This window comes from Sporosarcina sp. P1 (assembly GCF_002743155.1).
Classification (GTDB): domain Bacteria; phylum Bacillota; class Bacilli; order Bacillales_A; family Planococcaceae; genus Sporosarcina; species Sporosarcina ureae_B.
In genome coordinates this window covers 16702-29417 of sequence record NZ_PDYS01000007.1, presented here as the reverse complement: position 1 = coordinate 29417, position 12716 = coordinate 16702, and the positions used below count along the sequence as shown (strand labels likewise).

Genomic DNA, 12716 nt, shown 5'->3' with positions numbered 1-12716 from the left:
ACCTTTATAACATTACCAATCTATCCAATTAATTGCCACCACTTTTTAATCACTGGCGTTTCCGGTTCATAGATGGTGAGTAATTTATTCTGGATAATTTGTTGATTGTTCACCAACAACATATCCACTGTGTCCATGTCCACTTTCTTTCCAAGCACTTCTAATCCTTTATTGAATAAAAATGGACGGTTATCGGTATTATGCGCATCCGACCCGTACGCATGGATCAAATTCGCTTCTATGAGCTGAATAGATAACTTCTGAACATTTTTCCCAAAGTGACCTGCCACACTGCCCGCTGTCACTTGTGCAAGTGCACCGTGACGTACTAACCGCTCCAGTCGCTCAGGTTTCTCTGCTATCCCTTTGTTCCGTTCGGGATGTGCAATGATGGGCACAATGCCTTCTTCTAGTAAAGACTGGATGATTTTAATGGTGTAGGCTGGAACATGTTGAGTAGGTAGCTCCAATAGTAAATAACGAGAGTTGGCTAATGTGAGTATGTCTTTATTCAATAAATTTTCGATAATATGTTCATGCAGCCGTACTTCTTGACCCACTGATAAAGTCAGATCAATGCCTGCCACTTGAATAATATCCCCTAACATTCGAACTTGGCTTTCCACTTCTTGCACCGGTACGTGGTAATGCGGGCTATAAGCATGCGGTGTAACGACTAGCTGAGTGATGCCTTCTGACGCGGCCTCTTCTACCATGCGCATGGTCCCTTCGATTGTGTCAGGTCCATCGTCGACACCGAACAATAAATGGCTATGTATATCAATCATGTATGTCCTCCTAGCACTTTGCTGTATTCAAGAAAAGTGAAAAGGCGCAAGGCCCTTTCACTCATCGTTTCCATAATATTGGTAGTAATACTGATCTTTTTGCAATATGAAGTTATTTAAAATCGTTCCTATAACATTCGCTTGGGAAGAGATCAGCGCTTCTTTTGCTTTCAGTACACTGTCTTTTTCTGTAGTGCCTGTATTCAGAACCAAAATCGTGCCTTCTGCTTTATTTGACAAAATTTGCGCATCTGTCACAGATAAAACGGGTGGCGCATCAAAAATGATCATGTCATACTTTTCTTTAAGTTTTTCTATGAGTACGTCCATTGTCTTCGATCCTAAAAGTTCCGCGGGATTTGGCGGGATGGGTCCACTTGTGATGAGATCGAGCCCTTCAACATCAGTCTGTTGGATAATATCCTCAAGCTCCCATTGACGAGTCAATAAGTTAGATAGGCCTGTCGCATTCATTCGGGAAAATGTATAATGTGTAGTCGGTTTTCGCATATCCGCGTCAATCAACAGCACTTTCTTTCCTTCTTGCGCAAAGACCACAGCTGTATTAGCTGACGCTGTAGACTTCCCTTCCCCTGGCGTTGCTGACGTGAACAAAATGGACTTCAGATCATGATCGGGCATGGAAAAGTTGATATTCGTCCGTATAGTACGGAATTGCTCGGACACTACTGATTTCGGATTCGTTTCCGTAACTAATTTACGCGCAACGGATTGTTTAGCCTGTTTCTTCTTATTAAATATGCGCTTTTTTGACATGTGCACTTGACCCTTTCTTTGGCGCAACGGTTGCCGTGTGGACTTCCTTATCAGAAATTGGACTAACTAGCCCAAGCACCGGTAAACCGAGCAATTCTTCAATATCTTGTTCTGTTTTCACTGTAGTATCCAAGTATTCTAGTAAAAATGCAATGCCTACTCCTACCATGAGTCCGATAACTGCTGCAATCACCACGTTGAGCTCTTTATTTGGCTTAACGGGTTTCGGATCTTCCGCGTAGAATGCAGGCGATAAAATATTTACGTTATCGACTTTCATCAAATTGACGATTTCTTTTTGGAACACTTCTGCAGTGGTATTGACGATATCGACCGCTTTATGTGCTTGCGGGTCTTGTACTGTGACATTGACGACTTGTGAGTTTTGCTCGCTATTCACTGTAAGTTGAGCATTTAGTGCTGCCGGTGTGATGTCTAGATCCAATTGTTCTATGACTTGCGATAAGATGACCGGACTTTTAATAATGACATTATATGTATTGATAAGTTGTAAATTCGTTTGAATGTCTTGCGAGTCAAATGATTGTTGTTCCGTTTTTTGTTGATTGACTAGTATTTGTGTAGAAGCTTGATAGATAGGTGTTAAAAAGAAATAGCTTATAACCGCCGCAAGTACAGCTGCAGCTACTGTCGTTCCTATAATCAAACCCAAACGCTTTTTTAATGTCGTGAATAGTTCCTGTAAACTGATCGTTTCTTCCATAATGTAAAATTGCTCCTTTTCGGCAAACTTGCTACTAGTATAGCATATAAGCATAATGAAAAATATCGAATTTTCATTTTAAAATAGGATTTTTGATTAATTATGCTATAATTACGCGTATGAGAAAAGTCTTATCCCTGCCATCTCGTTTCCCTAGATTCTTCATCGCAAGCATCCTCACATTACTACTTGGCCGCGCTGATGAAGCCCCCATCAATATTTCACGGGAGGACGAACCGCCACCATTCGCGATGTCCTACTCGATATGTCCGGTGCGCTGACGTTCTTGCTCATTTTGCAAATTGCCGTCTCGTTGCGTCCCAGAAAAAAAGAACGACTAGCCTGAAAGGAAATCCTTTTAGACTAGTCGTTTTTCCATTTACCTGCCCATCGCTTTACTCATGATACTATCACGACGCGCTTTCTTTTGCGCTGCGTACTCATCGCGAATGCTTTGAGAATACGATTTATCATATCCATTAGCCTGCAGATCTTTTTCAAGCGAGCTAACGACTCCATTAAATACAGCATCCGTCTGTGACTCTAAACTATTAGCAGCAGACATATACTTATTGTAGAAGTACCCATAATCGATACTTTCACCATTCGCTTTTTTCGTACTGTATTCATTCTTCGCACGGCTAATCAACGAGTTAATCTTGCCATCAACTTGTCCTTGTAAGTTATTAACGGTTGGTTCATATTTTTGTTTAATCGCCGCTACAGAATCCTTCTTCGCTGGCTGATTGGATCCCGCATTCCCTGACGCAGCTTGGCTACCGGCAGGATCTTTTTTACCTGATTGATCACCAGTAGAAGTAGTGGTACCTGTTGTGCTTCCCACGTTTTCTTTAGCTGGTTGTTTTGCACTGTCTACTTGACCCGTAGATGTGCTTCCTGCAGTACTAGAAGTGGTGTTTTTATCACCTGCTGCAGTGGACGTTGAGCCGTCTGAGTTTTCATCCCCATTATCCGACTTACTATCCGACGTTTGTTCAGTATTCTGATCATCGTTTTGTTCTTCGCCATCAAGAACAAGCTTGGTCCCATTCGGCAAAATAATTTCATACGGGTTCTCAATAATCTCATCCACTTCTTCATCTGCCACTTCATACTCTTTGAATTGGAATAGATATATAATATAGCTACTACCTATAACGATAACCGCTAATGCCGATAGTAAGAATATCTTAAGTTTTTTATTCATATTAGTCTCCTTTGTTCTTTATTTATGTATAGTTTACCAGTTTTCCAAGTCTTCTGCCTAATATAATATGGAAATAAAAAAAGAGCTACCACTACGAGTCTAATTTTTCGACTTTTAGCGGTAGCCCTTTCAACTTTGTTAAATCTATTAAACAGACATAACCTCATATTATTAAAAGCGCGTACAACTTTTCACAAATCCATATAAAAACGGAACTTTTCTCTACTCAGTTATCGATCAAATTCCGAATACGAATGAATATGTGCTATTAAAAGGTGTACCATCGATTGTACCTACTACGTTCATTGTAACAGTCTTACCTTGTAATGCACTTAGATTTGTCGTGCCACTAGCGCCTACTTTTGCCAATGCCTTATCAACTACCGTCTCGAAGTCTTGATTAAGATCAATGTTTGATTGGCTAATTACAACACTTTGATTATCAATAACTAAGGACACTGTCACTGAGTTGATTATCGTATTTGTCTTAAATGCATTGAATATCGGTTTTGCCACAAGTTTAAAATCATTGACTGTAGTCGTTGGTTTTTTAATATCTACAGTGAATGTGTTACCTGACAATGAAACTGCAACAGCATCAGTCGAATTATTGCCTTGTGCTAATATATCCACAATTTTACTGTGTAACATTTGGTTACCAACTTCCACTGTCGGAGGAATTGGTGTTGGATTATCCGGTTCTTCTGGAGTTGTAGGTGGCGTCGGATCCGGATTTTCTGGTTGCTCAGGGACTTCAGGTTTTTCTACTTTTAACGCTGTTTCAGTACGAACTACGAATGTTGCCATTTGGCCTCTCGTCACCAATCCATTAGGTGAGAAAGTAGTCGGTGTTGTACCCGTTGTAATATTAAGTGCTACTAATGCCGCTACATAACCTGCGTATGCATCACTTGGTTTTACATCCTTGAAACGATCAGCAGCTAATGACTCTTCTTTCAAATCAAAACCTAACGTTAAAATTTTAGCCATTTGTGAGCGTGTTAAGTTATTATTCGGTTTAAATGTCTTAACACCTTTATCTTCATACCCCTTAATATATCCAGCATTAGCTAATGCTGCGATAGGACCATAATACGGCGTACCTTTTTTTACATCCTTAAATCCAGGATCTTTTACATTTACTGTGTCCAAGTCTAGTACGTGTGCTAGAATCTTTGCGGATTGTGCACGTGTTACAGAAGCATTTGGACGGTATGTACCATCATCGTACCCTTTCACTACACCACGTTCTGCCAATTCTAAAACTGGCTTATAGTAGTGCACTGCCGGATTCGTTACATCTTTGAAGCTAATTGCTGCATTTGTTTCTGCTGGAACAGCCGCAACGAATGCCCCAGTTGCTACTGTTGTTGCTAAAGCAGCTCTAAATAATTTGTGTGAAGCTTTTGAAGTCTTTTTCAATAAATTTACCCCCCGAATAATTAGTTAGTTCAAGACTAGTTTACCATATCCCTACATGAATGTATTACCAATTATTATTTTTTTAAGATTTATCATTAAATTTGATAACAAGAACAAGCAGTAAATGATTCTTAAGACTCTTCTTTTTAGTTATTATTTCCATTTCCACAAGATTCACTACTCTTTTTATACTGAATAGCATGATGACAGATTAAATACCCCCTTCACCTATAATGTAAGGTTGAAGGGGGTATTAAGTAACTTTCTTATTTAATTCATTTTACTTCTGAAAATTCTATTATCATTTTTGCTGCATGAGCACGAGTTGTAGAATTTCCTGGCATATACTGACCATATTCTCCTGACGCCATTTCTAGATTATATAACATACCAATCGCTTTTTGTGCTTCCGCGTCGTATTTCTTGATGTCTGGGAACGGTGTTTTCGTTTTCCCATTATATTTTGTGCCGTTTTGAATTTCATACGCACGATAAAACATTAATGCTATTTGAGCACGTGTCACTTTAGCTGCCGGCATGAACTTACCATCTTTCCCTTTGACCAAACCATGATGATAAGCAGCTGCCATTTCTGCACGCGTTTCATCTGCATAATTTACTGTATCTGTAAACGGATCTTTTTTATCTGTTTTCAAATCAAGTGAGCGGACGAGTATCGAAACAGCCTGCGCACGCGTCAATGACTGATTTGGTCTGAATGTGCCATCTTTATATCCAGTAACAATTCCATTTTTCACTGCTTGCTGAATGTAATCAGCAGCCCAGTGTGTAGTTAAATCCGAAAATACTTGATCAGGTGTTGGTTCAGGCTTAGGCACTGGCTTTATTGCCACGTCAGTGAAGTCATATATTGAACCTTTCCCTTTAACGAGTAAGTCATATGCTACTAAAGCAAGCAGAGCTTGTTCTGTTGCCATGCCGTTCGATTGCTGCTCAGTCACCAAATGCTTGAAACCGCCATCAGTAGCTTTAAAACTTAGCAAGTGATCTAGTAAATTCTTGTTATTCTTCGTAAATGCATCGCTTCTAGGATTAAACCCATTTGCAGTTAAACCGATAATCACTTGAGCAGTAGCTTCACTAGAAACCCCACCCGCGAATGATTCATGATAACCACCTTCTGGTCCTTGCGCTTTCGATAAAAATGCAACTGTGTTGTTAATTGCTTTCTTTACATCCGCCTGCTCTTTATAAGGAGCGAGCGCAGCTAATGCCATTGCAGTAATATCCACGCTTGTTGTTCCGGAAGTAGTGGTCTCCAAACTCCATGATCCATCCACTTTTTGATTACTCAATAATTCTGCAACCAATTTTTCACGATTCCATTTAGCATCCTTTGGAACTTCGTAGTTATTCGAGTCCAAAGCAATCAAAGCGAAAATAATTCCGTTATTTCCTTGGAAGGTCAAGCTATCTTCACCAGTCGGACGTTTTTCACTGTCATAAATCTTCGCTACTAAATTCAACCCTTTACCGTCTACGTCTGTCGGATCTACTCCAATCGCGCCAGCTGCTAAGATCAATCTTTCAATGTCCGTGATCTTCGCTCGGCCCGTACCGACTTTACTAATAATCTGTTCCTGTACGTTCTGTTCAAATACTTTTTTGTAATCGGCCGGCACTTGAGCGCCTGATCTAAATAATCCGATTGATTGCCATTCTGTTTGAACGCCATCACGTAACAGTTTTTGTTGAACATTTTCCAAAGTCGCTTCTAATTGTTCTGTCATATCCGGAGTAACTTCTGGTGTCTTGTCAATATCTTCAGGAAGCTTTCCATTTTCTTCAGGCTTCTTATCCGGATCTTCTTTGTCACCCGGTTTTACATCTTCCTCTTTATCTTCCGGGTCCCACACTTGTCCTAAGTCTTCCCCTAGATTTCTTGTATATTGCCAGCGAAGAACATCTCCATCTTGCAATGTATAAATGCCCGCACTAAATTGAGGGAAGTCCCCATTGACTGAATACATCCAGCCGCTCTTTTGGCCGCCATCAAATTCAGAAAGCCCCGCAATAGTTTTCACGTACACATCTGGACCAGCTCCAGTTGCTATTACGTCAATTCCTTTTTCTCCAGCTATACGACGTAATACTGTATAGGCAGTGTCACCGTTTTGAAGAGACACTTGCATAGCAGGAATTGCATCCCCCTGTCCCATCGTTCTTTTCTCTACGGAAAGAGTTACTTTACCCTCAACAGGCACTACCGGATCTGTCGGAGTATTAGGCTCTTCCGGTTCAGTCGGCTGTGATGGTTCAGTTGGGGTTTCAGGCTTCGGTTCAGTCGGGGTTTCAGGTTCCGGTTCAACAGGCACTTCTGGCTGTTCGGAAGGAACTGCTAATTGCGCCCATACTGACTTTCCGGTTTTGATTTCATGTAAAGCAATGAGAGATTGTTCCGTTGCTTTTATATTAGTTCCTGCATACTGTCCTAATGTATAGGTAAATGAACCATTCGCTAATTGAAAACTTTGTAATGCGTCAAGTGGTGTTACATCACCTTTTTTCCAACTATCTGAAAGTGGATCTTCTCCAATCGCAACCAGGCCAGAAATAACTGTGGCAATACTATTGGAGTTCTCTGAACCAAATGATCCCCATCCAGCTGTTGCTAATTGTTTTTCACGTAATATATCTTTAACACGCTGTATGGCATTCTCTACTGCACTGTTATCTTGATAATTTGCCAATGTCAGCAAAGCCATGCCTGACATATCAGGGTCTGCCGTCTTACCAGAAAAGGAAAATCCGCCATCTGATAATTGATGCCCAAGCAGGTGATCAAGCGCCTTCTGTTTGCTTGCAGTATTCCAGCTTCCGACATCTTGACCTAGTTTTTCGCCAGTGTCCAATGCCAGCATTGCCCAAACATGCTTGTTCACTCCACCAATAGCTCCGTCTTCTTTCTGCTGAGCTGCTAACTCAGCATATAAATTCCGTTCAGTTTCCCATGCCTTGGACGGATCTTCACCCGATGCAAGCAATGCGAAAATATAGCGAATATGTTCTGTATCATATGTGTTTTCATCTAATCCTGGATCTTTTTCAATCCAATCTGGCAATGAATGATCGCTGCTGGCCAAATAGTTGGTAGCTTGTAAGGCTACTACTTCAGTCCAAGTAAGATTTACGCCCCCAACTCCATTGAGTCTCTCTTTATTATAAAACTTAAATACATTATTCAATAATGTATCCACCGTATAGCCAGGTACTGGATCTGGCTGAATTGGCTGTTCAGGTTCCTCCGGCTTCTCTGGTTCTGGTTCCGGTGAAACTACTTCTTTTGCTTCCACTAAAATCTTGCTATAAGGACGCGTAATATTACTAAATTCCCCATCCATTCGCTTCGCAGAAACATGATATTCACCAGGCTCTGTGAATTGCAGTTTCGCAACACCTTGCTCATCTGTCCGTATTACCTTTCCATCCACCTCGAATGGTTGTTCATTGACAAGAATAGTTGCATCGCCAATCGTACCATCAACTGTATTCAGTTCTAGTGCGACCTCTTCATTCACATGCGTAGTGAGATACGATTGATTAAACCACGAATACTTCACAGATCCATAATTCGTGGTGAAAAACATTGTAATCTCATCATTAGGCTGTAATTCATGTTGACCTACGCCATAATAGGTGAATTCATTATTCACATAGTACATCCAGCCATCTAGACCCGGATTTACTGAATTCATTTTCAAACCATCTATATTACTAATGAAATTTCCGCCGCCAAAATCGAATCTCTTACGATCTGAGACATCATGTCCTTGTAATTCAAGCGCTTTAACAATCGCATGAAGAGCAAGCGGTGGTTCATTTCCTTTGCTACTTCGAAGCGCATGGCTAATATCATATGGTGCAATTTCAAATTCTGTTAGAGGAACGATAGTTTTATCATATCCCTCAATTCTAACACTGACTGGAATCGTCTTTTCAGATTCGTCATCTGTGGTAGCTTCCGAATCCTGTCCTTCATTAGTTACATCGTCTTGACTATCCAGACTAAGTTGCTTAAGTGTTGCATCGGCACTATCAATGTCAGCAGCATGGATCGTTGGTAGCAACATAGAAAAAACGAGCAACAAACTTAAAAAAGCCGAGAATGCCGTTCTACTTAATTTCACCAAAATGTGTTCTCTCCTTCTAAAGTCATTTAAATAAAAATGCCCTGACCTCCCGAATGAGAGATCAGAGCATACGTATATTCAATAGATAGACAGACCAATTGAGTGATACCGTTTGCACACCTTTCTCCGGAAGGTTTAAAAGCAACATACATTGGCAAGTCTCCTGACTTATGGATCATCGTTTCTTCTGCCTTCCCAGTTTTTCAACTAGTGGCTTTATAGAAGTCACTTCCCATTTACAGTGGCCGGACCGTTCAGGATTCTCACCTGATTCCTTTTTCATCTCTGTGATAAACAGAGAACCAATATATTATTATTTAGTTACTACTATCATAGTTAACAATCTGGCAATATGCAATAGCACTAAACGATATATTCCTAGAATTTACATTTAAGTTCGACATTTTCTTTTGATGATGCATGATTAATAATGGATTACGTTAAACCAACACCTTTGATATATGCAATTACCCTCTATAAAAAACCACCTGCCAATTTTACATCAGCAGATGGATGACATTTATTTACGTAATCGATTCTATTACAAATCCGTCATCTTCTTCAGTAGGTGACGGGAGAGCTACATACACTGTGATGATTAAATCTTTCGCTCTGTTCCCTGCTTCGTCTATCGCGCTATAGGTGATCGTATAAGTGCCACCGTTTGAAGTGTTGATTTCATTAATAACATTCCCTGCATTATCGGTAATGACAGTCCGAAGCGCAATCTGTTTACCTGAATAGTCAATTGCCTGAACTGCTGGAAGTGTAAATGTCGCTCCATTTTTCACATTTAACTGCTGCTCGCCATTATATTGCCAAACTGGAGATTTATCAGTTGGCGGCTGTGGCTTGTCTTCTTCAGGAGGCACCGGAACAGATGCTGTTTTATATAAAAACGTTGCAAATTGTCCGCGTGTTGTGGTGTTTTTCGGATTAAATGATAAAATCACAGGATTGGTAATATCGAAAAAGTCGAGCACATCAATAAATGATCGTGCTTCTAATTTCGCCTTTCCTAAATCTTTTACATCTCTTGTAAATGTCTGCTTCGCCACAAATCCCACAAGATCTGTTTTATGAATGGCATTATATGCTCGAACAAGTACAATCGCCATATTTTCACGAGTAATTTCTCCAGTCGGATTAAGAGAACCGTCAGCTTGTCCGTTAAATACCCCTTGATCTTTTACTAACGCTGCATATTTCAGCAGTTCTTCATTAGCGATTTGTTTACTATCAGTGAATCGGGGCTTCGTTTGATAATCTTCCGGAATATCGTACCCCAGAGACACAAGCCATTTGCCCATCATCTTCACTACGTCGGAACGTGATATTGTCTTGTTCGGTTTGAACGTCCCATCTGGATATCCCGAAATAACACCTTGTTCAACTAGTTCTACAATCGCCTTTTCGTGTGAGCTGTTCTCTGTGTCCAAAAACCCTTTTGCACTTGTAGAAATCGGTGTAGTGATTAGAACGACCAATACAACAAGCGCGATTAATAATTGATTTTGTTTGGAACGAATCGCCATGCATCTTTTCCTCCTTCATAATTCTATATATATAGTACTATGCCATTATAACAATGATTAATAGTATGCATATATATTTTTTTAATAATATGCCATTTAATGTATTAGATTTTCAAATATACTTTAATCTAACCGACCTCATCTCATCTGCTTTTCGCAGTCCTATAAGTTCAAATTCTTCCTCAGGGAATTCTATGCGTAATATAAATGTTGCTTTGCAAGTCAGTGAAGATGCAGGTAATTTGGATGAGATTAATTGTGACATAATAAGTAAACAGGATTAAGGACATTTTTAATAAAAATAAACAGTAACTTTTCCATAACTGACCTCAATTGTAGAATAAAAGAATTTGCGTATCTAATTTTGAAAAAGAGCTTCCTGATTGATTTCTAGATTATTCGTTTCCTCTCCTTGTATAATGATGAATTGTCAGAGTGATTTTTGAGTTGTGTGATGCATAGGTACGCTGTTTAATGATAGAATGTCTGGAAATTTTACTGACAATTGTTAAATCGACTCCCTTTTTCTATAAACGCGTACAGAACGTCCGTTTGAATAGGTGGGGATGAAGAGTGAATCTGAGTCTCTTTAAAAAAGTTTGCAAGCCAACTGCGTACTCCAGTGTTGGTTTATAAGTTTCTTGAAAGAGCGTTAGTCCTTTTGCAACCTCTGCCAACACAGGTACAAGAATTGTCGTTGCAAGAGTCTTCCACATAAAAGCATCTCCTTTAGATTTAATTAGGGCACTCACTGAAACTGACGACAGAATATATAATACTGTCGCCTCTTTTAGTCGCATGACAATCAACGGTTTTCTTACCCTGCAACAGTTGTGCTGCTTTAGCTTTTTTCAACGTAGAATTGTCGTGAGAAAAGTTGCTAGGTTAAGTAGTTTTGTCGTGTAATTCAGTCAAGAAGCGACAATAGTTTTCGCAGCTGTAATTCATCGTTCTTCATGATGACTTGTAAACACCATTCAGGAGAATTCGGGTAGAAGCCAATCGTTCCGGACCAAACATTCCCTTTTGATTCATCCAAAATCATCAATTCATAGAGCATGGTTGTGGGTATAACTTCAAACAGTTCTTTCGGAATGAATACTTCATCTACTTCATCCATGCCAAGTTCCAATCCTTCATACCCTACTTCTTGTGCAGTTACCCGGATTCCATAATCTTTCCGTAACGTGTCAACAAACCATTGAACTTCTCTGGAGATGAGAACACCTTCATTCCCTTGTTTAGTCATCATAGATACCCCTTTTCTTTTAATGATACAAACTTGTCTTCTCCAATGATGAGGTGGTCAAGTACGTCAAGACACATGAGAACGAAATATTCTCGGTCAAGTTCACCTAAGAACTGCTTGAACAGAAGAAATCCATCTTCAAGACTCTTAATAGAACGATTCTTGTACAGTAAACATGATTCTTTCACCATACGTAAAGATACAATGTCTACTCGTTTTGCTGGTACAGGTTTCTTTGTCTCTTCTTTTACTACCAATAACTTCATTTGTTCCGTCTGTAATTCATACTTCATCGTTTAAATCCCTCCAATTAAAACAAGCCTTACCTCCACAAAGGAAGTAAGGCTTGTTTAGATTATTCAGGATTATAATATATATTTGGAAATGCAGTCGAAACAGAAAAAAGCTCCCGAACCAATGTACTCGATCAGAAGACACTTATCCATTTACATCAACATATTTTCAGAATTTTCCTGAACTGTGTAATGCGCAGATACCTTCAGTTTACTTACCGGAATAAAAACAAGATGCCGATACCGCTTAATACTGCACCAATTAATACATGGCTTAAAGATATGTAATAAATCCAAATTGGCACTGCTTGACGATCTTGTTCTGTAATAACTATTTCTTCCTGAAATGCTTTTTCTATTTCTTCCGGAGTAGCTCCTTGTTGTTCCAACATATCTATTGTTGACTTGAACTTGCCCATAGCTGACTTAGCTATTAAATGAGGAATCAATAATCCTACAACTAGATACGATGCTGCATTGCACACTGCAAGCCAACATAAAAAGGGATGACCGTTAATATAGAGAGGTATGGGGAGAATCAGCAAAATAAAAAAGACAATCTTCATCGTT

The 12716-nt window shown here is 39.6% G+C and carries 10 protein-coding genes, 1 pseudogene and 1 riboswitch; of the genes and pseudogenes, 1 reads left to right on the top strand and 10 read right to left on the bottom strand.

Translation table 11 applies throughout. From position 1 onward, the window contains the following. Nucleotides 1-20: 20 nt before the first annotated feature. From CSV73_RS08790 to CSV73_RS08780, 3 genes are read right to left on the bottom strand one after another with little or no spacing between them, the layout of a single operon-like run. Nucleotides 21-788: a tyrosine-protein phosphatase gene (locus tag CSV73_RS08790; RefSeq protein ID WP_099627246.1), complete on the bottom strand. Its 768-nt coding sequence runs from the start codon at nt 786-788 to the stop codon at nt 21-23. A 57-nt stretch (nt 789-845) separates the two neighbouring features. Next, a complete protein-coding gene (locus CSV73_RS08785; protein ID WP_199093022.1) occupies nt 846-1565 on the bottom strand; it encodes a CpsD/CapB family tyrosine-protein kinase in 720 nt (239 codons plus the stop codon). After that, nucleotides 1543-2289, bottom strand: coding sequence for a YveK family protein (locus CSV73_RS08780; protein ID WP_099627245.1), 747 nt, complete (start codon nt 2287-2289; stop codon nt 1543-1545). Before CSV73_RS08780 ends, CSV73_RS08785 begins: the two co-directional genes overlap by 23 nt. 217 nt (nt 2290-2506) lie before the next feature. On the opposite strand from CSV73_RS08780, the pseudogene CSV73_RS16685 reads away from it, so the two are divergent. After that, nucleotides 2507-2635 (top strand): annotated as a pseudogene (locus CSV73_RS16685) (hypothetical protein); the annotation flags it as partial. A 33-nt stretch (nt 2636-2668) separates the two neighbouring features. Here CSV73_RS16685 and CSV73_RS08775 read toward each other — a convergent pair. The 7 genes from CSV73_RS08775 to CSV73_RS08740 all read right to left on the bottom strand — a co-directional run bounded on the left by CSV73_RS08775 (nt 2669) and on the right by CSV73_RS08740 (nt 12712). Further along, a complete protein-coding gene (locus tag CSV73_RS08775; protein WP_099627244.1) occupies nt 2669-3496 on the bottom strand; it encodes a hypothetical protein in 828 nt (275 codons plus the stop codon). A 237-nt stretch (nt 3497-3733) separates the two neighbouring features. Then, nucleotides 3734-4918: an S-layer homology domain-containing protein gene (locus CSV73_RS08770; protein WP_085132751.1), complete on the bottom strand. Its 1185-nt coding sequence runs from the start codon at nt 4916-4918 to the stop codon at nt 3734-3736. A gap of 275 nt (nt 4919-5193) precedes the next feature. After that, on the bottom strand, nt 5194-9066 hold the full coding sequence (locus CSV73_RS08765) for an S-layer homology domain-containing protein (RefSeq protein WP_233202866.1): 3873 nt from the start codon (nt 9064-9066) through the stop codon (nt 5194-5196). 139 nt (nt 9067-9205) lie between these two features. After that, nucleotides 9206-9391: riboswitch (cobalamin riboswitch) on the bottom strand. Between the two features lie 202 nt (nt 9392-9593). Further along, the gene (locus CSV73_RS16475) at nt 9594-10604 is read right to left on the bottom strand and encodes an S-layer homology domain-containing protein (protein WP_158232318.1); all 1011 of its coding nucleotides are present in this window, start codon (nt 10602-10604) and stop codon (nt 9594-9596) included. Between the two features lie 907 nt (nt 10605-11511). Further along, nucleotides 11512-11853, bottom strand: coding sequence for a hypothetical protein (locus CSV73_RS08750; protein ID WP_099627241.1), 342 nt, complete (start codon nt 11851-11853; stop codon nt 11512-11514). Continuing rightward, nucleotides 11853-12146: a hypothetical protein gene (locus tag CSV73_RS08745; protein WP_199093019.1), complete on the bottom strand. Its 294-nt coding sequence runs from the start codon at nt 12144-12146 to the stop codon at nt 11853-11855. The genes CSV73_RS08750 and CSV73_RS08745 overlap by 1 nt, the downstream gene beginning before the upstream one ends. Before the next feature lie 215 nt (nt 12147-12361). Next, nucleotides 12362-12712, bottom strand: a complete 351-nt coding sequence (locus CSV73_RS08740) for a hypothetical protein (protein ID WP_099627240.1) — start codon at nt 12710-12712, stop codon at nt 12362-12364. Between the last annotated feature and the right edge of the window lie 4 nt (nt 12713-12716).

Coding starts and splice junctions, on each gene's coding strand:
- CSV73_RS08790 (WP_099627246.1), bottom strand. CDS start 788: ATGATTGATATACATAGCCATTTATTGTTCGGTGTCGACGATGGACCT.
- CSV73_RS08740 (WP_099627240.1), bottom strand. CDS start 12,712: ATGAAGATTGTCTTTTTTATTTTGCTGATTCTCCCCATACCTCTCTAT.
- CSV73_RS08745 (WP_199093019.1), bottom strand. CDS start 12,146: ATGAAGTATGAATTACAGACGGAACAAATGAAGTTATTGGTAGTAAAA.
- CSV73_RS16475 (WP_158232318.1), bottom strand. CDS start 10,604: ATGGCGATTCGTTCCAAACAAAATCAATTATTAATCGCGCTTGTTGTA.
- CSV73_RS08750 (WP_099627241.1), bottom strand. CDS start 11,853: ATGACTAAACAAGGGAATGAAGGTGTTCTCATCTCCAGAGAAGTTCAA.
- CSV73_RS08775 (WP_099627244.1), bottom strand. CDS start 3,496: ATGAATAAAAAACTTAAGATATTCTTACTATCGGCATTAGCGGTTATC.
- CSV73_RS08780 (WP_099627245.1), bottom strand. CDS start 2,289: ATGGAAGAAACGATCAGTTTACAGGAACTATTCACGACATTAAAAAAG.
- CSV73_RS08785 (WP_199093022.1), bottom strand. CDS start 1,565: ATGTCAAAAAAGCGCATATTTAATAAGAAGAAACAGGCTAAACAATCC.